Raw genomic sequence first — 20,541 nt, 5'->3', positions numbered from 1 at the left:
TCCTTCCTCGTGCGGCGCCGGTGTCCGTACCGAGTGGCCGGGCATCGCCTCGTGGCGGCCCGCGCTACCGGCTCCCTCGGGCATCGGCCCGGCCGTACTCGACGAGCAGGTGCCGGGGGCCGCGCAGTACGGGACTGCGGCGGTAGGGAGGCGGATCCTCGACCAGACGGGGGTTGTCGAGGTGCCGGATCAGCTCGTTCAGGGCGATCTGCGCCTCCAGACGGGCGAGCGGCGCGCCGAAGCAGCTGTGGATGCCACTGCCGAAGCCGAGATGCTGGTGGTCGTCGCGGGTCGGGTCGAAGCGGTCGGCGTCATGGAATCGCCGGGGGTCGCGGTTGCCGGACGCCAGCATCAGGATGAGGGGCGCGCCCTTGGGGATGGTGACGCCCGCGACCTCGATATCGGCCAGCGGTGTGCGCTGCGGGAGCATCTGGACGGGGGGTTCGTAGCGCAGCAGTTCCTCCACCGCTCCGGGCATCAGGGCGGGTTCGCCGCGGAGGCGTGCCAGCTGGTCGGGGTGGCGCAGCAGGGTCAGGATGCCGTTGGTGATCAGGTTGACGGTGGTCTCGTGACCGGCGATCAGCAGCAGCACGGACGTGGTCATGATGTCGAGCGGCGTCAGCTGCCCGTCGGGGCTGTCGCTGACGAACGCGGAGAGCATGTCGTCGGACGGATGGGAAGGGCGCTTGTCGGCGAGCTCACCGAGGTACAGGCCCATCGTCTTCCGGGCCTCGGCTGCGGCCCGCGACCGCTCCTCGGGGTCCTCCCCCGGGGTGGGATCGATTCCGGCGACGATGGCGTCCGACCATTGACGGAACCGTGGCTCGTCCTCGAGGGGCACGCCCAGGAGACGGCAGATCACGGTGACGGGCAGCGGGTAGGCGAAGTCGTCGACGACGTCGATCCGCTCCTTGCCCGCGAAGTCGCCGATGAGGTCCTTGACGATCCGGGTGATGTCGTCGTGCATACCGGCGATCCGGTCGGGCGTGTGCGGCGGGCCGAAAGAGCGCATCGTCAGGCTCCGCAGCCGGTGGTGTTCGGGGTCGTCGAGTCCGATGAAGGCCGGTGAGAGCCCTTCTTCGGCGACGGCGGCCGCGTCCGGGACGGCGCGCTTGCGACGGTCCGAACTGATCCGCGGGTCGTGCAGCAGGGCTTCGATCTCGTGGTAGGTCCCGACCAGGTAGCTGCCGTCGTCCTGCCGTACCACTCCCTCCTCGCGGAGCTCGGCGTACAGCGGGTAGGGGTCGGCGCGGTGGGCGTAGTCGGTGATCCGGTGGAACAGGGTGTCCGCAGCCATGCGCGGCGCTCCTCATCGCTAGGGAGTGGCGGTCTCAGCGGGCCGGTTGCACCAGGGTCGGGCGCCGGTCCGGCAGATGGCCGGTGAGCGCGACGGTCGGACCGTGCGACAGCATCTTCGGGTCCGAGGCCGGTGGCGCGTACGCCGAGTTTCCAGTGCGCGTCCACGTCACGGCGCCGGGGCAGCCCGGTGGTGTCGGCCGGCACCCTTCCGAGCAGCACCTGCTTGGACAACGGCGGCCTGTCGTACGGGGGATGCGGTTCGTCGCCGATCGGAGTCAGCGAGCCGGTGAAGCCCTCGTCGCGCAGTGTCTCGGCGGCCCGCAGACCCGCGAGCGAGGCGCCGACGACAACGATGCGGCCATGTTCATCCCGCGCCACTCCTCCCGCCGCCACACCCGTCATCTGCCGCACCCGTTGTCTCCGTCCTACAACCGGTCCCGGTGCGGCGCACGTGGTGCCGGGCCATCCGAGGGGAACGCAGGGGTGAGCAGAAGCGAGGTCGCGAGCAGAAGCAGGAAGCAGGGTCGCGAGCAGAAGCAGTGGCGCGCCTCCGGTGGCTTGCCTTTCGCAAGCCGGGCCCGCTGCGGCGGCGACTGCCCGGCCGCCGCCGCAGAGTCGGCCTCACACTCCGCTTCGGCCTCGCGCCCGACCGGATCGCACCCGCTCCCGCAGTGCCCGCGACTCAGGTCACCACCGGGCGTCACCCGGCACCGATACGGCAGAAGCCGTCCACGCGGATGAGGAAATCACCACCGGTCCACCGGAGGAAAGACTCAAAGGAGTGACAGCCGGACGGAGTTCACGCCCTCTGCCGACAGCACGTGGGACCGTGTCCAAAGCCCGTATGGCTTATTCAAGTCCCCTTTCTTGACTGGTGGCGAAGGGTTGGGCAGCATCCGAACACCCCATGATGGTGAGCTTGTTCGGCCGCGGAGCCGATCATCGATGCCCTGTGTGTGGCGATAAAACGGAACCGTACCGGGTTAATTGCGGAGCGGGATGAGTAACATCCAGCCAACCGCAGACCGATCAGGCAAGAGAGAGCAGGCTGTTTCATGTCAGACGCGGATTTCGCTGTGCAGGTGGCTGCCAAGCTGAAGAGCATCGCGAAGGAGATCGACGAACTGCAGAAGCTCCGGGCGAAACTGGAGGACCTCCAGCAGCATCTCGGCACGGCGTCCCGGGAAGAAGCCGTCGCCCCTCAGCCCTCGGAGGCCGTCACCGCGGTGACAAAACCGGTGACCGTGCCCGCGGCGCGACGCGCCAAGCCTGCCGCACCCAAGGCCAAGGCGGCGAAGAAGGCCCCGGCCAAGGCGGCGGGGAGTACGAAGAAGGCGCGGAAGGCCGCGCCGGCCCGGGGGAAAGCCCGGCAGCGGAATGCCACCCGCGCCGACCGCGTCCTCGCCCTGCTCGACGGGCAGCCGCGCACGGTGACGGAGCTGACCAAGCTGCTGGCGCAGGAGCATCCGGACCACACGGCACCGGAGACCGCCGTGCGCAACACCCTGGAGACCTCACTCGTCGCCAAGGGCCTGGCACACCGCAGCAAGCAGGGAAGGAGCGTCTTCTACTCCCTCCCCGGAGCTGCTGCCGAGGCCGGTGCCGAAGAGCGCGCGGCCCAGGCCGCCGACACCTCCGAGGAGGCCGCTCCCGCCCGGGCCTGACCGGGATCCCGCTCCCGGGGCGCCCGTCGGGAGACCGGGCGCCGAGGAGCGGATCGGCGGCGACGAACCCGGAGAGGGGTCTGGTGAGAGGGCCGGCGGCGCAGGGCGCGGCGCCGCCACGGCCCACCCTGGCGATCAGCTGCCCGGGCTTCTGAGACGATGAAGATCGACAAGAAGCCTTGCAGTGAGAGCGAACTGCCCGGCGGCCGAGACATCGTCGCGGCCCGATACGGGTCATACCACCGCAAACACGGTGCTGACGCCGTCGGTGAAGGCAGTCGCAGGGGGGCGATACGGCCGAGTCTTGACGAACCGGCCCTGCCCGATCTTGACTGCCAGGGTCCCACCACCGCAGGGCCCCCACCAGGGGTGTTGCCCCCCTTACCGAAGGTCACGAACATGACGGTTGACGCCACCGCCGCCACCGAAGTCGACGCCTCCGCCGACGTCGGACGGTTCCTTCTCGGCGACGCCTTCCCTTGCCTGGCCGGTCGCTCGGCGTGGCGACAGGGCGGCATCGTCCACCGCCACTACACGTGGTTCGGGGATGACGAGACGGCCCGGCAGATGGCCGCTGATCTCCAGGCGTATGTGGAGGCGGTGGACTGGGCTGCGAAGCCCTTCACCAGCTTCGTGGCCACCTTCTCCGGCCCCCTGAACGTGTCGGAAGTCGAGTTCGAGACGCTGCTGTGGCAGCAGCTGCAGGCGGTCCACGACTACGACAGCCTCACGTACCCCTGGGCCGAAGGCTATGACCCCGATCCGTCGTCCGGGGCCTTCGCGTACAGCGTCGCCGGGCACCCCTTCTTCGTGATCGGACTGCACGAAACACACAGCCGCATCGGCCGCCGCCCGCCCTTCCCCATGCTGGCCTTCAACTCCCACGCCCAGTTCGACCGGATAAAGGCCGCGGGCCTGTGGGACCGGCTGCAGGAGAAGATCCGCAAGCAGGACATCGAACTGCAGGGCAATATCAACCCCAACCTCGTGGAGTACGAGCAGCTCTCCGAGGCCCGTCGCTACTCGGGCCGACGCAAGCCGGCGGACTGGGCCTGCCCGTTCTCCGCCCGGGCGTGAGGCAACTTCAGCGTTCCGAGGGGCAGTTCACACCGAGAACTCCGCACGGACCCGGACGGGAGGTGGGGGCGGGGCGGGTCCGCGCCCCCCTTGTATGACGGCGGACGGCCGGAAGGCGATCAGGCGGTCTGCGGTCGCGTGGCCCGGTCCTCCTCACCGGTGCCGTAGCGGGCGAGCTGGCGGTCGTGGACGCGGCTGAGGAGCAGCAGCGAGACGACCGCCCCGAGGAGGGCGCAGGCCATGTCCCACTGGGTGTCCCACTGGTCCCCCTGGGTGGCGAGGAACGCATCGGCCCCGGCACCGCCGACCAGCGCGCTCCACCACTCGATCAGTTCGAAGAATGCGCTGAAGGCCAGGCATGCGCACACCGTCAGTGGGGCCAGCCAGGCGCTGCCGCGCAGCGGGGAGGTGCGGACCAGGAGTTCGCGGACCAGGATGGCGGGCACGAAGCCCTGCACCAGGTGTCCGATCCGGTCGTAGGGATTGCGGGACAGGTCCAGCACGTCCTGGAGCCAGTGACCCAGGGGGACCTCGGCGTAGGTGTAGTGACCGCCGACGATCAGGATCAGTGCGTGCGCGGCGAGCAGAGCGCACAGGAGCGGGCTGAGCGGAAAGCGTCGCCACACCACGACCAGCAGCGGCAGGCCGGCCATCACCCAGCAGGTCTCCATGACCCAGGTGATCCGGTCATGGGGCTGCAGGCCCGACAGGGCCAGAGCGAAAAGGACCGCTACGGCCAGCGCCGGCGGGAGCCTGCGGGACGTGGGCGAAGTGGTCAGAGTGGCCTTCATGCATCAGCCTCGATCAGCCTAAAAGACATCAGGTACAGGTCGCCGGGGCCGCTGCCGCCGCGGGGCGGGGCAGCGGCCCCGGCCGCATGAGGCATCTGCCCGCCGAAGCCGTCACCACACCACAGCAGGCCCCGGAGGCCACCCCGCGGCGGATGGCGTGACGGCCTTGCCCGGATCCACGGTCCGACTGCGCCGATCCGCTCGCTGACGTGCACATGGCGCGTACGATCGGATGTCCCCCCTACGGGAAGGCATCCCCATGAAGAAGACATCCGCTCGCAGAGTCACCTGGCGCACGCTGCTCGCCCTCGGCGGCGTGGCAGCGTTAAGCGTGCCGGCCGCGGGCGCCGCCGAGGGCGCACCGCGCACCGCCGGGGAAGGAGGGCGGGTCGGCGGTTGTGCCGTGGTGTATTTCGACCTCGGCGAGACGCTGGTACACACGGCAGAGGACAAGAGCGTGCGGTACATGCCGGGAGCCGCCCGGTATCTGCGTGCACTGCGCGCCCGCCATATTCCGGTTGGGCTGATCACCAACGTTCCGTCCTCCTGGGGCTCCACCGACGCGGAGCGGGCAGCGGAGTTGAAGAAGGTGATCGACAAGGACTGGGCGGGCACCAGCCCGTTCGCGTGGTCGGACTTCGGCGACCGGATCTTCACCCCGCGGACCGAGGCGGAAAGGAAGCCTGCTTCGGCGCTGTGGAAGCGCGCCAGGAACGCATCGGGCCACTGTCGGGTGGTGTACCAGGCGGAGACGACGGAGGAGGTACGGGTCAGCCGCTCTCTCGGGTACATCGCCTACCAGGCGGCCCGCCCCGAGTGGCCCGCGTACCTGCCGGTGCCGGTGATCACCGCACTCGCGCAACTGCCCTGAGGAAAGCGGCAGTCAAAGGCCTGTGACGTGTGACGTCGTCACTCCGCTGCTGACCGGCTGTAACGCTCCAGTCGGTCAGCCAGCTCCCCCGGACCGGACAGCATCGGGAAGTGCCCGCCGTCCATCGCGGCGAACGAGTGCGCCACCAGCATGGACTCATGACTCGGTGCGCCGCACGCACGGCTCGGTGCTCAGGACTCAGGCCGGCTGGGTCGCCCCTCGGCAGACCGTGCACACAATGCGGCGCGCCGGCTCCGGCAGGGTGCTCTGGCCTACGCCCTGTACCCGCACCACGGTCTGCGGGGCGGACCAGGCGTGCCGGTCGCACAGCGCGGCGCCGCAGTTCCGGCAGATCGCCACCGCGGCGGCGTTTCCGCTGCCCCTCGCGCAGTCATAGCAGTTCATGGCACATGTCCGATCTCGTGAGGTAGGCCGACGCAGTCCCCACGGCAATGTACGTCGCGAGACATGACGGACGCGGGAACCACCGTCCCGGGTCGGGGCGGCTCACCTGGCCGCTTCAAGAAGGACGTGACTGACGGCGGCCTCGGGCCGTCGGCCTCAGCGCCTCGGATTGCCCTGGTGGACGCGGTCGCGCCCGGCATGGTTCCCACCGCGAATTGCACGGTCTCGTGACATGCGTCATACGGCATTCCGGTACTAACTAAGCTGGATAGTAGGCTTCAGCTCGTAGACATAAGAGATTTGTCCGTCTTGGCCGATGAATACTGCCCGCAGGGATACGTGGCATTCGGTCCGCTCCGCGCTTTTGCCCGCACGGTGAGCGCATAAAGGGTTCTGACGAATCAACAGGAATTCCCGAAGATCCGGCAGCCGGACCAGCATGCTCCCGCGCTCATGGCAAGGGCCACGCAATACTACGAAGCGACGTAGTACTCAGAGTTTGTTGCCTTGCCTGCTCGGCGGCGCCAAGAATGACGAGCCGCAAGGCGTCTCCGCAGCTCAGGCGCGGAAATTGCACAGAGCCAGCCGCGCCAGGGACGCTCCGCAATTACCGATTGAGGTCACGCATGACGAAACATCGCAGGACGCGGCGCTACCGGCAGATAACCGTCGCCGCCTTGGCCATAGGCGCCGTGGGCGTGCCCTCCGCAGCAATGGCGTGTCTGGGGCAGGGGAAAGAGGGCGGCCGGCACCACGGTCATTGGCAGAATGCGTCCTACGATCATCGGCAGGCGAAGGCGAAATGGGGCTCCGAACAGGCCGCCGGTGCCTCGCAGAAGCCCGCCGCTTCTTCCGGCGCCGCGAAAACCGCCGGCGCTTCGAAAACCGCCGCCCCGGCATCCGGCGATGCGGCCCGTGTGGTGGAACTCGTCAACAAGGAGCGCAGCAAGGCCGGGTGCTCCCCGCTGACCGTGAATGCGAAACTAACAAAGGCCGCTCAAGCCCACAGCAAGGACATGGCGGACCATAGGAATATGTCGCACACGGGCTCCGATGGCTCCTCCCCGGACGACCGGATCACGCGCGCCGGCTACCACTGGAACTCCTACGGCGAGAACGTGGCCTACGGGTACTCCACGCCCGAGAAGGTCATGGCGGGCTGGATGTCCAGCCCCGGCCACAAGCGGAACATCCTGGACTGCTCCTTCAAGGAGATCGGCGTCGGCCTCGCGCAGCCCGGCGATTACTGGACGCAGGACTTCGGCACGGCCGGCTGAGGACCGCTCGCAAGCCCCGCTGTACGGGGCCCCAGGACCTCGGTGACGCGGTCGGGAGGGGCCGTGGGGCCCACGCCGAGCACGGTGCCGGTGGTGACCACGTCCAGGTAGAACGCCAGGGAGTACGGAGTCAAAGGCTGGTCCTCGATGCGGTGTGGGCCCGCGGAGGTGCGGATGGCGGGTGTGCGTGGCGCCACCCTTGCCGGAGAAGGCGGTCCACTGCTTGATCGAGCATGGCTCGGCCCTCCCCGGGGTGCCACCAGAATGACCAGTTGACGTCGATCGTCATCTCGACGAAGTCGTCGTACTCGGGCCCGTCGGGGTACACCGTGCCGCAGGACTTGTTCACCCTCAGCAGGAACGGGTACCAGACGCTGCGCCGGGGCACGGTCACCCAGGTGCGGCCGTGCGCATGCTCGCGAGGGACCAGGACGCGACGCAGCTTGTTGTCGTGGTCGTCGATGCGCAGTTCCTTGCTCGCGAGGTGCCGGTCGGGTTCGGGCAGCCGGGCCCAGGTGTGGTCGATGCGCATCTCGTCCCAGGCCAGGTGCTTGCCTTCGGGGGCTTCACACGGGTCGTCGAGTACGCGGTCGACCAGGGTGAGCATCGCCCGCTCGTCCAGCGTTGCTGCCTCCATGATCCGGGGGTCCCGGTAAGTTGAGCGGGCGTCAGGCGGCGACTGCGGGGTCGTCAGAAACCAGTTCCCTCGCGGCGGACTGCCTTCGGCCGGCAAGCCGTACTCGTCCACCCAGTTTCTGGTCACCCCGAACGTCATGGGCCTGACGAGTCCGTCGCACAGTTCGGCCAGCGCGCGGACAGCGCCATGAGCGGTGATGCGCTCCCGCTCGATCGGATTCCGGTCGGGGGTGGACTCCGGGGTGGACTCCCACCGGTAGCCGCGCTCCAGCACGATCGTCTGGCTGTCGTTGAAGATGTAGTGCTCGGTCGGCTCCGACCGTTCCGGCGACTCCGACAGCCTCGTGTCTCGCATGGCAACACCCTTGGCTAGAGCAGATCGCTCGCCGAGTCCGCGAGGCGGCGCCGCGCGGCGCGGGCGGCAGGCAGGACCGAGGCGGTTGCGGCGATCGTCACCGCGACGGCAATGACCAGCAGCAGGGTGGCCGGGCCGGGTTGCTGGGCGATGCCGGTCCCCCAGCCGCTGGTGCGGCCCTGGAGGTCGATGAGCCACTGGGAGGCGAGGAGGCCCGAGGCCGTGCCGGCCAGCGCGGCGGCGAGCGCGACGAAGGCGGTGCCCGAGACGATGACGGCGGTGATCTGGCGGGGCGTGAGGCCGACGGCCTTGAGTGCGAGCAGATCGCGGCTGCGGTCGCGTACGCCGGCACCGACCGTGGTCGCGAGCTCCGCCAGCCCGATCAGGATCAGGACCGCGATCAGACCGATGGTGACGGCACGGACCGCCGACAGCTGGTCGGCGGGGTTGGGGATCTCCCGCACTTCAAGATGCCCGGCCGACGCCTTGGTCAGGGCGTCGCGCACCACGCCGGGGTCGGCGCCGTGCTGCAGGACCAGGTTGTAGAAGTCCGGGCGGGGCTGCTGTGCTGCCACACGCGTGGTACCTGCGGTGTCGTCGTCGCGCAGGGTGTCCAGGGTGGTGGAGACGACCCGGCCGCCGTCGGCGGTTTCGATGTTGCGGCCGACGATATGGAGGACGTGCGGGCGGCCGGCGACGGTCATCCGGACCCAGTCGCCGACGCGTGCGTCCAGGAGGTCCAGCAGGCCTTGTCCGGCGATCGCTTCGTCGGGGCCGCGGGCGGCGCGGCCTTCCACGACGGCGAAGGGGTAGGGCTTGGCGTCCGTGCCGAGCCCGCGCAGGGTGATGGTCCCGGTTTGTCCCGGTACGAGGGCCTGAACCTCGGCTCCGGGGTAGGCGGTCATCCGTGGCCGGGAGGCCAGGAGTTGGCCCAGTGCGCGTGCGCCGAGGGTGTCGGAGCGCGCAGTGAGCGCCGCGGGCAGGCCGACGTTCTCGGGGTGTGAGGTGAAGCGGTCCAGCGTGGTCCAGGTGCCCAGCGCGATGGTGATGAGCAGCAGCGGGACCGCGAGCCGTGCCACGGCTGCCGAGGAGCGCAGCGGACGGTGGAAGGCGCTCCGCCAGCCGAGGACCAGGGCCGGTGGGATCCGCAGGCCGAGCGCCCGCCGGGTGAGGCCGGAGGTGCGGCCGCCGCCGGCCGTGGCGGCACGGGCCACAGGAACCGGCGGTACCCGCCCCGCACGCCACGCGGCCAGACAGGTCGCCGAGCCGATGAAGACCACCACCCCGCCGGAGATCACCAGGGTCAGCCAGGCGTGCCCGGGAAGCTGCTGCCACAGGGCCATCGCTTCGCCGATCCGGCCGGGGACCAGCGTGCCGAGCGCCTGGGTGAGCAGTGTCCCGAGGGCGACGCCCAGCAGCGCGAAGCCGAGGTGGAGGGCGAGGAACATCCGGACCACCTGGCCGGGTGTGAACCCGATGGCCTTGAGGATCGAGATGTCGCGCAGATGTCCGCGGATCCGGGTGCTGATGGCGCCGCCCACCGCCAGGGCGGCGGCGAGCAGCGCGCCGAGCCCGAAGAGGCCCAGCAGCCGTCCGAGGAGCTGGTTGTCCCCCTCGGCTTCGGCCTTGGCCTGCCGCCAGGTGGAGACATCGGTGATCTGGTCGGCGCCGAGCCGGGTGACCGCGCGCTGGACGACGTAGTCGGTGTCCGCGGGGTCGGTGAGCTGGAGGCCTATGGTGCGGCCACGATGGTCACGGCCCGCGTCCGAGGCGGCGAGGGTGCCGGGGAGCACCCATGCCACGCCCGGGGACTCCCCCGCGCGGAAGGCGACCTCGGCGGTCTCCGCGACGCCCACCACCCGCAGCCGGGCCGCGATCCCGCTCAGCACCAGCGAGTCCCCCGGCTTGGCCCACATCGCCCGGGCCACCGAGCTGTCCAGCACGATGCCCTTGGTGGCGCCCGCATCGGTACCCGCGTCGAGCCAGCGGCCCGCGACGATCCGGGGCGCGGCGGTGGCGGGGCGCTTCGCCACACCGCGCAGCTCCAGGGTGGCCTTGGCGCCGCCGGGCTGGAGGCTCGCGGTGGTGCGGACCGTGGGGAAGGGGCCGGAGGTGGCTCGTACCTCGTCCAGTCCGGCGAGCGACCCCGCGGCGGTGCCGGCCTGGGTGTGGATCCATACGTGGGCGCCGGAGGACTGGGTGAAGGCCCGTTGCCAGGGGTCGGTGGCGTAGGCGAACAGTGCGGTGGCCAGCAGCAGCGAGATGGTGATCCCGGCGGTGGCCAGCACGATGAGCACCGCGGCCGGTCGGTGCGCCCGCAGATGCGCCTGTGTCCAGCGTGCCGCTGCTCGCACGTCTCAGCCCTGGAGCTTGAGGACGTCGGCCACACCGGCCGCGGGACGGTTCCGGCTGCCGCCGAGGTGCGCGTCGTCGGCCACCTGGCCGTCGTAGAAGCTGATCACCCGGTCCGCGGCGCTGGCCATCCTGGCGTCGTGGGTGACCAGCAGGATCGTCTGCCCGCGCCGGTGGAATCGGGCGAGCAGCCGCAGCACCTCGCGCGTCCCCTTGCTGTCCAGGCTGCCGGCCGGTTCGTCGGCGAGCAGCAGACCGGGGGTGTTGACCAGGGCGCGGGCCAGCGCGACGCGCTGCTGTTCGCCGCCGGACAGTTCGCCGGGGGTGCAGTTCTCCTTGCCGGTCAGGCCCAGTTCGTCGAGCAGTTCGGCCCGGTCGGTACGGGCCTGCCGGGGAGATCTGCCGGCCAGCAGTGCCGGGAGTTCGACGTTGTCGGCGACGCTGAGGTTCGAGACCAGGTTGAAGAACTGGAAGACGATGCCGATGCGGTGGCGGCGCAGCTCCGCCCAGCGTGCCTCGCTGTAGGCGTCGACCTGGCGGCCGTCGAGCCAGAGCGCACCGCTGTCGGGCCGGTCGAGTCCGCCGAGGAGGTGCAGCAGGGTGGATTTACCGGCTCCCGAGGGCCCGGTGACGGCGACGAACTCGCCGCGTTCGATGCACAGATCGACGCCCCGCACCGCAGGGACGGGTGCCGCCCCTTCCGGCCGGTGGGTCTTGACCAGGCCGGCTGCCCGGACTATCGGGCCGGACGGCTCGTCCCGGTTCATTCCAACTCCTCTTGACAGCGCTCCAGCCAGTCGAGATCCGCCTGCAGATGCAGCATCGCGCCCTCGATCAGCAGCTGCGCGACCCGGTTGTCCCGGTCCTCGACCGCCGCGAGTTTCGACAGGTCGCGCATGGTGTTGAGGTAGTGGCGGCGCTGCTTGTTGATCAGGGCGATCTGGTCTGCGGTCCCGGTATGGGGGGCCAGGGCGAGCTTCATGAAGAATTCGTCCCGTACCCGGGGTTCGGCGGTGGATTCCTCGAACCACGCGTCCACCGTTTCGCGTCCCGCTGCGGTGATCCGGTAGATGCGCTTGTTCGGGCGGTCCGACTGCTCGACGTCCTCCCCTTCGATCAGGCCCGCCTTCTCCAGCCTGCCCAGGGTGACGTAGATCTGGCCGACATTTGGCTGAGGGTATGCCGCGCCCAGAAGGTTCTCAAGGGCCTGTTTGAGTTCGTAGCCGTGAGCGGGGCCGCTGACCAACAGCGCCAGGAGTGGCAGCCGCACGCTCTCGCTCTCCCTCTCCGCCTTGGTTGACGGTCATCTGCACTCGTCCGGCTGTGAACCGGGTCGCCGTCGTATCTTCCTGCAGCATCTAGTATCCCGCATGGCTAACAGGTATACATGGGGCGGGCTGTCGGTCCCGTACCCCGTCGACGCCTGGTGCGAGGAGGAGCCCATGCGGTGGAAGCGTGCCGCGGGAAGGGCTCTGCTGGTCTGCTCGCTGCTGTTCGCGGGCCATACCGGTGCGCAGGCCGGGGAGCCGGCCGGCGGCGCGGACGGGCGGGGCCCGGTCACCCTGGTGACGGGCGGCGACCTCACGGGCTATCTGCGGGGTGTCCTCGACGGCTGGAACGACCGGCACCCGCGCGAGAAGGTCACGCTGGTCGAGCTGCCGGACGCGGCCGACGAGGTGCGGGCGCAGCTGGTCACCGAGCTGCGCTCCCACAGCGACCGCTTCGACGTGCTGAACATCGACGTGGCATGGACCTCGGAGTTCGCGGCCGCGGGCTGGATCAAGCCCGTGAACGCCGGTCAGTTTCCGCTGAAGCACTTCCTTCCTCCCGTGGTGGACACCGCCACCTTCCGGGGGCGGCTCTATGCGGTCCCGTATGTGACGAACGCGGGGCTGCTCTACTACCGCAAGGACGTACTCGACCGGGAAGGTGCGCGGCCGCCGCGCACCTGGGCCGAGTTGGAGCATCTGGCGAAGACGGTCGCGCCCAAGTACGGGATGGACGGTTACGCGGGCCAGTTCCTGCCGTACGAGGGGCTGACCGCCAATGTCGGCGAGGCCGTTCAGTCGGCGGGCGGTTCGGTGCTCGCGGGTGAGGGCTCGCGCGTGACGGTGGACTCCCCCGCGGCCCGCCGGGGCCTTTCCTTCCTCCTCGACGGGGTGCGCGAGGGCTGGATCCCGCAGCGGGCGCTGGCATACAAGGAAGAGGAGTCCCGCAAGGCGTTCCAGGACGGCCGGCTGCTGTTCCTGCGGAACTGGCCGTATGCGTACGCGCTGGCCAACGCCCGGTCGTCGAAGGTGGCGGGGAAGTTCGGCGCGGTGCCGCTGCCGGGCCCCGACGGGCCGGGTTCCAGCGCACTGGGCGGCTCCAATCTTGCGGTCAATGCGCAGTCGCGGCATCAGAAGACGGCCACCGAGCTGATCTCCTATCTGACGTCCGAGTCGGTCCAGCGCCGGGTGCTCACCAAGGGCGCGCTGCCACCGGTGTGGGCCGATCTGTACGCAGATCCGGAGCTGGTGCGCCGCTTCCCGTACCTTCCGACGCTCAAGCGGGGCGTCCTGGCGGCCAAGCCGCGTCTGAAGAGCCCGCACTACGACCAGGTGAGCCTGGCGGTGCAGGCGGTGATGCACGATGCGCTGATCCATCGCAGGAGCACCCACGCCACCGTCGCGCGGCTGACGCGGGAGCTGCGGGCCATCGTCGGCCGCGGCTGACCCTGCGAAGCCCTCTCCCGCAGTCCCCACCCCCACCTCTACTTACATGTTAAGTACAGGCGAGCTGCGCAATCTCCCATAAATTCGGGCATCTCACAGCGAGTTTTGACCATTCCGTTGACACTCAAAAGACATCCCTACTTAACATGCATGCATAACAGCGATTGCAGCCGCACGGCATGCCCAGGCAAGAACGGGATCACGGCAGATGCTCATAGCCACGGCAGGGAACGGCTCCCCGGCCGACTCCGCACCCTCTCCCTCCCTCCCCGGTCCGGCCTCCCCCGCGCCCTCCGCGGCCGCCACCGGAACCCCGTCCCAGGACCCGGCACAGGGCTGGTGGCGCGATGCGGTGATCTACCAGGTCTACGTCCGCAGCTTCCTCGACAGCACCGGCGACGGCATCGGCGATCTGGCCGGCGTCCGCACGGGGCTGGCGTACCTCAAGAAGCTCGGGGTGGACGGCATCTGGCTCAGCCCCTTCTACCCCTCCCCGCAGCACGACCACGGCTATGACGTCGCGGACTACCGCGAGGTGGACCCCGTACACGGCGACCTTGCCGAGTTCGACCGCCTGGTGACCGACGCCCACCGGCTGGGCCTGAAGGTGCTCCTGGACATCGTCCCCAACCACTGCTCCAGCGAGCACCCGTGGTTCCGGGCCGCCCTCAGGGACGGTCCCGGCAGCCCGGCACGCTCGCTGTTCCACTTCGCCGACGGGCGCGGAGCGGCAGGCGAGCTGCCGCCCAACAACTGGCGGGCGATGTTCGGCGGTCCCGCCTGGTCCCGGGTCAAGGAGGCGGACGGGTGCGAGGGCCAGTGGTACCTCCACATGTTCACGCCCGAGCAGCCCGACCTGAACTGGCGCAACCCCGCCGTGGCCGCCGACTTCGACCAGGTGCTGCGCTTCTGGCTGGACCGCGGTGTCGACGGCTTCCGCATCGATGTGGCCGCCGGGCTGTTCAAGCACCCCGAGCTCCCCGACTCCCCCGATCCCTCGGCCGACGAGCGGACCCGCGACTCGGTCAACCCGCTGGCCTGGAACCAGCCCGAGGTGCACCAGGTGTGGCGGGACTGGCGCGCGGTGTGCGAGGAGTACACGGCCCGCGACGGCCATGACCGGCTGCTGGTCGGCGAGGTCTCCGTACGGACGCCGAGCGAGCAGGCGGCATACGTCCGGCCCGACGAGCTGCACCAGGCGTTCTTCTTCCACCTGCTGACCGCGCGCTGGGACGTCGGCGCCTTCCGCCGGGTCATCTCCGAGGCGCTGACCGATATCGCGGACACCGGATCCACCGTCACCTGGGTGCTCAACAACCACGACCAGGTCCGGACCGTCACCCGGTACGCGGCCGAACCCGGCGGCCGGGCAGGGGAGACCGCCCCGGCGGCAGCCGGAGGCGAATCCGGGGAGGGGCTGGGCCCGGCGCGCGCCCGCGCCGGCGCCCTGCTGATGCTGGCCCTGCCCGGCGCCGCGTACCTCTACCAGGGCGAGGAGCTGGGCCTGCCGGAGGTCGTCGACCTGCCCGACGAGGTCCTCACCGACCCGATCTTCCACCGTACGGGCAGCCGGGAGCACATCCGCGACGGCTGCCGGGTGCCGCTGCCCTGGTCCGGACACGCCTCCCCGTTCGGCTTCACCTCCGGCACCGACGCGGCGCGGCCCTGGCTGCCGCAGCCCGAGTGGTTCGCCGACCACGCCACGGACCGCGCGCTCGCCGACACCCGGTCGTTCTGGCACCTGTACCGCGAGGGGCTGCAGTTGCGCCGCAGCCTTCCGCAGCTCGGCGAAGGCACCCTGCGCTGGCTGGAGTCCCCGCCGCAGGTGCTGGCGTTCGTCCGTGGCGACGGTCTGGTCTGCGCCGTCAACTTCGGCACCGATCCGGTGCCCGCTCCCGTACCGGGCGTCCCGCTGCTGGCGAGCGGTGACTGCCCGGCGGGCACGCTCCCGGGCTCCACCGCCGCCTGGTGGATGCACGCGCCCGCCCCCCGATAGACCCACCTCTCCACCGCCCCTCCCCCGTCAGTCCTCCGAAGGGAACCCACCATGAGACGACCCGTAGTACGACACTCCCGAGCCGCCCTCTCCGGCGCCGCCGTGCTCGGTCTGGCGCTCGGTGCCACCGCATGCGGCGGCAACGTGTCCGCCGGGGGCACGAAGCAGGAACTCACCGGCCAGACCGTGACCGTGGCAGGCGTCTGGACCGGCGTGGAACAGCAGAACTTCAAGAAGGTCCTGGACGCCTTCTCCGAGAAGACCGGTGCGAAGGTCACCTTCGCCTCCACCGGCGACAACGTCTCGACGGTCATCGGCAGCCAGGTCGAAGGCGGCAACGCCCCCGATGTGGTGATGGTCCCCCAGGTCGGCGTGCTCCAGCAGTTCGCCAAGCAGGGCTGGCTGACTCCCCTGTCGGCGGAGGTCGGCGCGGAGGCCGGCAAGAACTTCGCGAAGGTCTGGAAGGACTACGGCACGGTCGACAAGAAGTACTACGGCCTGTACTTCAAGGCCTCGCACAAGTCGACGGTCTGGTACAGCCCGGAGGCGTTCGACCAGGCCGGGGTCACCCCCGCGAAGACGTACCGGGAGCTGCTGAAGTCGGGCCGTACGCTGTCCGACTCGGGCGTGCCGGCGTTCTCCGTCGCGGGCGAGGCGGGCTGGCCGCTGACCGACTGGTTCGAGAACATCTACCTCTCCCAGGCCGGTCAGGAGAAGTACGACCGGCTCGCCGCCCACAAGATCCCGTGGACGGACCCCAGCGTGGTCAAGGCGCTCACCGCGCTCGGCAAGCTGTTCAGCGACAAGAACCTGGTGGCGGGCGGTGGTTCGGGCGCACTGCGCACCGATTTCCCCGAGTCCGTCCAGCAGGTCTTCGGCCCGGAGCCGAAGGCGGCCATGGTCTACGAGGGTGACTTCGTCAGCGCGCTGGTCACCGATGAGCTCCACAAGGAGGTCGGCAAGGACGCGAAGTTCTTCCCCTTCCCCGCGGTCGACGGCGGCAAGGCCCCGGTGGTCAGCGGCGGCGACGCCGCGGTGGTGCTCAAGGCGGGGAAGCACAAGAAGGCCGCGATGGAGCTGGTGAAGTACCTGGCCACTCCGGAGGCCTCCAGCGTCTGGGCCAAGGCGGGCGGCTATATCTCGCCCAACAGGAAGGTGCCCGCGGACGCTTACCACGACGAGGTGACCCGCAAGGCCGCCGCGTCCCTCACCGATGCCGGGAACTCCGTGCGCTTCGACATGTCCGACCAGGCCCCCGCTGCCTTCGGCGGCACCCAGGGCGCCGGTGAATGGAAGCTGCTCCAGGACTTCCTGCGCGACCCCTCGGACCCCGAAGGCACGGCCCACAAGCTCGAGGCCGCCGCGGCCAAGGCGTACGGAAAGTAAGGACCGGGGCCCGATCCATGCCTGTCACCACTCCCGCGGCGGCGCCCGCCACCTCGCGCGCCGCCGCGCCCCTCCCTCCGGGCGGCACACCCGGCAGCACCACCGACCCCGTGCGGCGGGCCGCCCGGCGCCGCCGCCGGATCGCCGCGCTGTTCCTGTTTCCCGCGCTGTTGCTGCTGGGTGCGCTGGTCGCGTACCCCATCGTGTTCTCGGTCGTGCGCAGCCTGTACGACGCCTCCGGCAACACCTTCGTCGGCGCCGGCAACTACACCGCCATGTTCCAGGACCCCGCCACCCTCCGCGCCATCCGCAACAGCGCGATCTGGGTCGTCTTCGCCCCCGCGCTGCTGACCGGGCTCGGTCTGGTCCTCGCCGTGCTGACCGAGAAGATCCGGTGGAAGACGGCGTTCAAACTGCTGATGTTCATGCCCATGGCGATCTCCTTCCTCGCCGCGGGCATCATCTTCCGCCTCGCCTACGAGCAGGATCCGCAGCGCGGTGTGCTCAACGCGATCACGGTCGGCATCCACGACACGGTCCAGGGGGAGTCCGTTTCGTTCCCCACCGCCAAGGCGCGCCTCGGCGACAAACGGCTGACCAAGGGCCACGACGGTTCCTACCGCACGGCGCACCGCACCGGCCCGGGAAACACCGTCAACCTCGGTCTGGTCGGCGTCGCGCCCAAGGACCTGCCCGCGCAGGCACGGCCGGCCGCCGGGGCCGCCAAGTCCCCGGCCGGCAAGGGTGAACTGCGGGGCGTGGTCTACCTCGACTTCACCCCCGGCGGTGGCGGCACCCCCGGCACGGTGGATCCGCGCGAACGCGGTCTGCCGAAGCTCGCCGTCGAGGCCGTCGACTCCCACGGCAAGACCGTGGCGACGACCACCACCGCGGCGGACGGCTCCTACCGGCTGCCCCGGCTGGCTCCGGGGTCGTACGCCGTCCAGCTCCCCGCGAAGGACTTCGCCCCGCCGTACGAGGGCATCTCCTGGCTCGGCCCGGCCCTCATCACGCCCGCCATCATCGGCGCCTATATGTGGATCTGGACCGGCTTCGCCCTCGTCCTGATCGGCGCGGGACTCTCCTCGATGCCGCGTGACGTCCTGGAGGCGGCCCGGATGGACGGCGCGAACGAGTGGCAGGTCTTCCGCAGGATCACCGTGCCGCTGCTCGGCCCGGTACTGGGTGTGGTGTTCGTGACGATGGTGATCAATGTGATGAAGGTCTTCGACCTCGTCTACATCATCGCCCCCGGTCCCGTACAGCAGGACGCCAATGTCCTGGCCCTGCAGATGTGGCTGGTCTCCTTCGGCGGCGGCAACAACCAGGGCCTCGGCAGTGCCCTCGGTGTCCTGTTGCTGCTCCTGGTGGTCCCGGCCATGTTCCTCAACATCCGACGTTTCCGCAGGAGCCAGTCATGACCACCGTCCCCGGAACCGCAGCGTCCCGCCGGCGGGCGATGGCACGGCCGGTGAAGCGTCTCAGCCGCGGCGCGATCCAGCTGTTCCTGCTCCTCATCGGCCTGGTCTGGCTCACCCCTGCCGCGGGACTCTTCCTCTCCTCCCTGCGTACGGAGGAGAAGAACGCGAGCAGCGGCTGGTGGACCGCGCTCACCGCGCCCGGTCAGCTGTCACTGGACAACTACACGGCGCTGCTGAAGGACTCGGGCATCGTCCAGGCTTTCTGGAACACCGTGCTGATCTCGGTTCCCACCACCCTCGCCGTGGTCGTGATCGCCGCGCTGGCGGGGTACGCCTTCGCCTGGCTGGACTTCCCCGGCCGGGACTGGATCTTCCTGGTGGTGGTCGCCATGCTGGTGGTGCCGGTCCAGATCGGACTGCTGCCGGTGGCCAAACTGTTCGGCGCGCTCGGTCTGTTCGGCTCCATCCCGGGTGTGGTCCTCTTCCACACCGCCTACGGCCTGCCGTTCGCCATCTTCCTGCTGCGCAACTACTTCGCGGAGATCCCCAAGGAGATGCTGGAGGCCGCCCGTATGGACGGCGGCGGGGAGTGGCGCATCTTCTCCCAACTGGTCCTGCCACTGGGCCGCCCCGCGATCGCCAGCCTGGCCATCTTCCAGTTCCTGTGGGTCTGGAACGACATGCTGGTCGCGCTGCTCTTCGCCGACAACGCGTCACAGCCGCTGACGGTGGCCCTCCAGTCGCAGATGCGACAGTTCGGCAGCAATATCGGGGTACTGGCCCCCGGTGCCTTCCTGTCGCTGATCGTGCCGCTGATCGTGTTCTTCGCCTTCCAACGGCACTTCGTGCAGGGGATCATGGCGGGTTCGGTCAAGTAGTCCCGCTGTCGGCGATGCGATGGCGGGTAGCCGGGCGCGCCTTTGCGACAGGGGCGTTGCGGCGCGGGCGGGCCGGGCCCTCCGCGCCGCAACGGCGCCTCGCTTTGCGCTCGCCTCAATCGGTCGTCCGCATGCGCTCGTCCTTATTCACTCGCCTCCCCCGCCCGAGCGGGCTAGCTTGGCGCGATGTCCGAACTGCGAACCGAGCGCCTGTTGCTGCGCGCCTGGCGGCCCTCCGACCTGGCGCCCTGGGCAGCGATGAATGCCGATCCCGAGGTCCGCCGGTACTTCCCGGGCGTGCTGACGCGTGAGCAGAGCGAGGCCTCCGCCGCCCGTTTCCAGGCCGCCCTCGACGAGCGCGGCTGGGGGTGGTGGGCCGTCGAGGTGCGCGCCACCGGCGAGTTCATCGGCTTCACCGGGCTCGACCCGGTGGACGAGGACATGCCCTTCACCGGAGTGGAGGCCGGCTGGCGTCTGACCCGGTCGGCCTGGGGTCACGGCTACGCCACCGAGGCCGCCGAGGCCGTTCTGGCCTTCGGCTTCACCACCCTCGGCCTGCCGGAGATCCTCGCGGTGACCACCGCCACCAACCTCCGCTCCCAGGCCGTGATGCGCCGCATCGGAATGACCCACGACCCCGCGGACGACTTCGACGATCCCGACGTACCGGACGGGCCGCTCCGCCGCAACGTGGTGTACCGGATCTCCGCCGGGACGGCCAGGTCCTGATCACCCGGTCACACGACCAGGCGCAGCCAGGCCGCCGCGAGTGCGGCGTGACCGGCCGGCGTCGGGTGCACGCCGTCCTCGGCCCAGTGTTCCGGCCCGGCCGTCGCGGAAAGTTCGGCGAACATGCGGTCGGCGGGCAGCAGATGGGCACCGTACTTGTCGGCGAGTTCCCGCACGGCCCGGATCTTCGGATCCAGGTCGGTGCGCCATTCCTTTCGCTCCTCCACTCCGATGCGTGCGGTACCGGCACCGGCCTCGACGACGCCGTGGATCGGCAGGAGGAACGGCTCGATGAGGATCAGCTCCGTGCCCGCCTCGGCGAGGGGCACGAGCAGACGGTCGTAACCCGCGGTGAACTCCTCCACGGGGATCACGTACCCCTCCGGGTCCAGCGTGTGCCAGCCCATGTCGTTGACCCCGACGAGGATCGACACCACGTCCGGGCGCGCGTCGAGCACGTCCGTCTGCCAGCGGGCTTCGAGGTCGCTCACCTTGTGGCCCGCGATCCCTGAGTTCAGCCAGGTCACGGGCCGGTCCGGGTGCCGGAAGCCCCACTCGCCCGCGACGCGCAGCGGGTATCCGAACCCGAGTCCGTCCTCGCTCTCCAGCCGTTGGCAGTCGGTGATCGAATCGCCGGTGAACATCACGGTGCTTCCCGGTCGGACAGTGATCGTCAAGTGTGCTCCTTGA

The 20,541-nt window shown here is 69.9% G+C and carries 19 protein-coding genes and 1 pseudogene; 10 read left to right on the top strand and 10 right to left on the bottom strand.

Translation table 11 applies throughout. The features are described 5' to 3' along the window. Positions 1–64: 64 nt before the first annotated feature. Positions 65–1,297 (bottom strand): cytochrome P450, encoded by a 1,233-nt coding sequence (locus OHS81_RS36540; RefSeq protein ID WP_328390541.1) that lies wholly within the window; start codon positions 1,295–1,297, stop codon positions 65–67. Positions 1,298–1,422: 125 nt separating this feature from the next. Next, positions 1,423–1,701, bottom strand: a pseudogene (locus tag OHS81_RS36535) (FAD-dependent oxidoreductase); the annotation flags it as partial. Positions 1,702–2,381: 680 nt separating this feature from the next. On the opposite strand from OHS81_RS36535, the gene OHS81_RS36530 reads away from it, so the two are divergent. After that, entirely contained in the window at positions 2,382–2,963 is a 582-nt protein-coding gene (locus OHS81_RS36530) for a hypothetical protein (RefSeq protein ID WP_328390539.1), read from the top strand. Positions 2,964–3,362: 399 nt separating this feature from the next. After that, a complete protein-coding gene (gntA, locus tag OHS81_RS36525) occupies positions 3,363–4,040 on the top strand; it encodes a guanitoxin biosynthesis heme-dependent pre-guanitoxin N-hydroxylase GntA (RefSeq protein WP_328390537.1) in 678 nt (225 codons plus the stop codon). Between the two features lie 119 nt (positions 4,041–4,159). On the opposite strand, the gene OHS81_RS36520 is transcribed toward gntA, so the two are convergent. Beyond that, a complete protein-coding gene (locus tag OHS81_RS36520; protein ID WP_328390535.1) occupies positions 4,160–4,831 on the bottom strand; it encodes a DUF2238 domain-containing protein in 672 nt (223 codons plus the stop codon). A gap of 259 nt (positions 4,832–5,090) precedes the next feature. Here OHS81_RS36520 and OHS81_RS36515 point away from each other — a divergent pair, with 259 nt between their 5' ends. After that, positions 5,091–5,702: a hypothetical protein gene (locus OHS81_RS36515; RefSeq protein WP_328390533.1), complete on the top strand. Its 612-nt coding sequence runs from the start codon at positions 5,091–5,093 to the stop codon at positions 5,700–5,702. 198 nt (positions 5,703–5,900) lie between these two features. On the opposite strand, the gene OHS81_RS36510 is transcribed toward OHS81_RS36515, so the two are convergent. Then, on the bottom strand, positions 5,901–6,107 hold the full coding sequence (locus OHS81_RS36510) for a DUF2180 family protein (RefSeq protein ID WP_328390531.1): 207 nt from the start codon (positions 6,105–6,107) through the stop codon (positions 5,901–5,903). A gap of 626 nt (positions 6,108–6,733) precedes the next feature. On the opposite strand from OHS81_RS36510, the gene OHS81_RS36505 reads away from it, so the two are divergent. Continuing rightward, positions 6,734–7,384: a CAP domain-containing protein gene (locus tag OHS81_RS36505; protein ID WP_328390529.1), complete on the top strand. Its 651-nt coding sequence runs from the start codon at positions 6,734–6,736 to the stop codon at positions 7,382–7,384. Here OHS81_RS36505 and OHS81_RS36500 read toward each other — a convergent pair. Genes OHS81_RS36500 through OHS81_RS36480 form a run of 5 tightly spaced genes read right to left on the bottom strand, consistent with a single transcriptional unit; the run spans position 7,351 to position 11,997 of the window. After that, a complete protein-coding gene (locus OHS81_RS36500; RefSeq protein WP_328391718.1) occupies positions 7,351–7,518 on the bottom strand; it encodes a hypothetical protein in 168 nt (55 codons plus the stop codon). The genes OHS81_RS36505 and OHS81_RS36500 overlap by 34 nt on opposite strands. After that, the gene (locus OHS81_RS36495) at positions 7,515–8,375 is read right to left on the bottom strand and encodes a hypothetical protein (RefSeq protein ID WP_328390527.1); all 861 of its coding nucleotides are present in this window, start codon (positions 8,373–8,375) and stop codon (positions 7,515–7,517) included. Before OHS81_RS36495 ends, OHS81_RS36500 begins: the two co-directional genes overlap by 4 nt. A gap of 14 nt (positions 8,376–8,389) precedes the next feature. Further along, positions 8,390–10,729, bottom strand: a complete 2,340-nt coding sequence (locus tag OHS81_RS36490; protein WP_328390525.1) for an FtsX-like permease family protein — start codon at positions 10,727–10,729, stop codon at positions 8,390–8,392. A gap of 3 nt (positions 10,730–10,732) precedes the next feature. Then, positions 10,733–11,494 carry an ABC transporter ATP-binding protein gene (locus tag OHS81_RS36485; protein ID WP_328390523.1) on the bottom strand — a complete coding sequence of 254 codons (762 nt, stop codon included), beginning with the start codon at positions 11,492–11,494 and terminating at the stop codon, positions 10,733–10,735. Continuing rightward, entirely contained in the window at positions 11,491–11,997 is a 507-nt protein-coding gene (locus OHS81_RS36480) for a PadR family transcriptional regulator (RefSeq protein ID WP_328390521.1), read from the bottom strand. Before OHS81_RS36480 ends, OHS81_RS36485 begins: the two co-directional genes overlap by 4 nt. A 172-nt stretch (positions 11,998–12,169) precedes the next feature. On the opposite strand from OHS81_RS36480, the gene OHS81_RS36475 reads away from it, so the two are divergent. From OHS81_RS36475 to OHS81_RS36450, 6 genes are all read left to right on the top strand, one after another. Next, positions 12,170–13,441: an ABC transporter substrate-binding protein gene (locus tag OHS81_RS36475; protein WP_328391686.1), complete on the top strand. Its 1,272-nt coding sequence runs from the start codon at positions 12,170–12,172 to the stop codon at positions 13,439–13,441. A 208-nt stretch (positions 13,442–13,649) separates the two neighbouring features. Further along, positions 13,650–15,437, top strand: coding sequence for a glycoside hydrolase family 13 protein (locus tag OHS81_RS36470; RefSeq protein ID WP_328390519.1), 1,788 nt, complete (start codon positions 13,650–13,652; stop codon positions 15,435–15,437). A 51-nt stretch (positions 15,438–15,488) separates the two neighbouring features. Beyond that, positions 15,489–16,823 (top strand): ABC transporter substrate-binding protein, encoded by a 1,335-nt coding sequence (locus OHS81_RS36465; protein ID WP_328390517.1) that lies wholly within the window; start codon positions 15,489–15,491, stop codon positions 16,821–16,823. 17 nt (positions 16,824–16,840) lie between these two features. After that, positions 16,841–18,244: a carbohydrate ABC transporter permease gene (locus tag OHS81_RS36460; RefSeq protein WP_328390515.1), complete on the top strand. Its 1,404-nt coding sequence runs from the start codon at positions 16,841–16,843 to the stop codon at positions 18,242–18,244. A 38-nt stretch (positions 18,245–18,282) separates the two neighbouring features. Beyond that, positions 18,283–19,122: a carbohydrate ABC transporter permease gene (locus OHS81_RS36455; protein WP_328391684.1), complete on the top strand. Its 840-nt coding sequence runs from the start codon at positions 18,283–18,285 to the stop codon at positions 19,120–19,122. A gap of 186 nt (positions 19,123–19,308) precedes the next feature. Continuing rightward, on the top strand, positions 19,309–19,851 hold the full coding sequence (locus tag OHS81_RS36450) for a GNAT family N-acetyltransferase (RefSeq protein WP_328390513.1): 543 nt from the start codon (positions 19,309–19,311) through the stop codon (positions 19,849–19,851). A gap of 8 nt (positions 19,852–19,859) precedes the next feature. On the opposite strand, the gene OHS81_RS36445 is transcribed toward OHS81_RS36450, so the two are convergent. Next, the gene (locus tag OHS81_RS36445) at positions 19,860–20,528 is read right to left on the bottom strand and encodes an SGNH/GDSL hydrolase family protein (RefSeq protein WP_328390511.1); all 669 of its coding nucleotides are present in this window, start codon (positions 20,526–20,528) and stop codon (positions 19,860–19,862) included. Positions 20,529–20,541: the final 13 nt, after the last annotated feature.

The sequence above is a fragment of the Streptomyces sp. NBC_00400 genome (assembly GCF_036048035.1).
Taxonomy (GTDB): domain Bacteria; phylum Actinomycetota; class Actinomycetes; order Streptomycetales; family Streptomycetaceae; genus Streptomyces.
Note: the sequence above shows the minus strand (reverse complement) of the source record. Positions and strands in the feature narration are given on the sequence as shown.

Excerpts from the sequence above, each read along its gene's own strand:
- OHS81_RS36540 (WP_328390541.1), bottom strand. The coding sequence starts at position 1,297 with ATGGCTGCGGACACCCTGTTCCACCGGATCACCGACTACGCCCACCGC.
- gntA (WP_328390537.1), top strand. The coding sequence starts at position 3,363 with ATGACGGTTGACGCCACCGCCGCCACCGAAGTCGACGCCTCCGCCGAC.
- OHS81_RS36520 (WP_328390535.1), bottom strand. The coding sequence starts at position 4,831 with ATGAAGGCCACTCTGACCACTTCGCCCACGTCCCGCAGGCTCCCGCCG.
- OHS81_RS36515 (WP_328390533.1), top strand. The coding sequence starts at position 5,091 with ATGAAGAAGACATCCGCTCGCAGAGTCACCTGGCGCACGCTGCTCGCC.
- OHS81_RS36510 (WP_328390531.1), bottom strand. The coding sequence starts at position 6,107 with ATGAACTGCTATGACTGCGCGAGGGGCAGCGGAAACGCCGCCGCGGTG.
- OHS81_RS36505 (WP_328390529.1), top strand. The coding sequence starts at position 6,734 with ATGACGAAACATCGCAGGACGCGGCGCTACCGGCAGATAACCGTCGCC.
- OHS81_RS36495 (WP_328390527.1), bottom strand. The coding sequence starts at position 8,375 with ATGCGAGACACGAGGCTGTCGGAGTCGCCGGAACGGTCGGAGCCGACC.
- OHS81_RS36485 (WP_328390523.1), bottom strand. The coding sequence starts at position 11,494 with ATGAACCGGGACGAGCCGTCCGGCCCGATAGTCCGGGCAGCCGGCCTG.
- OHS81_RS36475 (WP_328391686.1), top strand. The coding sequence starts at position 12,170 with ATGCGGTGGAAGCGTGCCGCGGGAAGGGCTCTGCTGGTCTGCTCGCTG.
- OHS81_RS36470 (WP_328390519.1), top strand. The coding sequence starts at position 13,650 with ATGCTCATAGCCACGGCAGGGAACGGCTCCCCGGCCGACTCCGCACCC.
- OHS81_RS36465 (WP_328390517.1), top strand. The coding sequence starts at position 15,489 with ATGAGACGACCCGTAGTACGACACTCCCGAGCCGCCCTCTCCGGCGCC.
- OHS81_RS36460 (WP_328390515.1), top strand. The coding sequence starts at position 16,841 with ATGCCTGTCACCACTCCCGCGGCGGCGCCCGCCACCTCGCGCGCCGCC.
- OHS81_RS36455 (WP_328391684.1), top strand. The coding sequence starts at position 18,283 with ATGGCACGGCCGGTGAAGCGTCTCAGCCGCGGCGCGATCCAGCTGTTC.
- OHS81_RS36450 (WP_328390513.1), top strand. The coding sequence starts at position 19,309 with ATGTCCGAACTGCGAACCGAGCGCCTGTTGCTGCGCGCCTGGCGGCCC.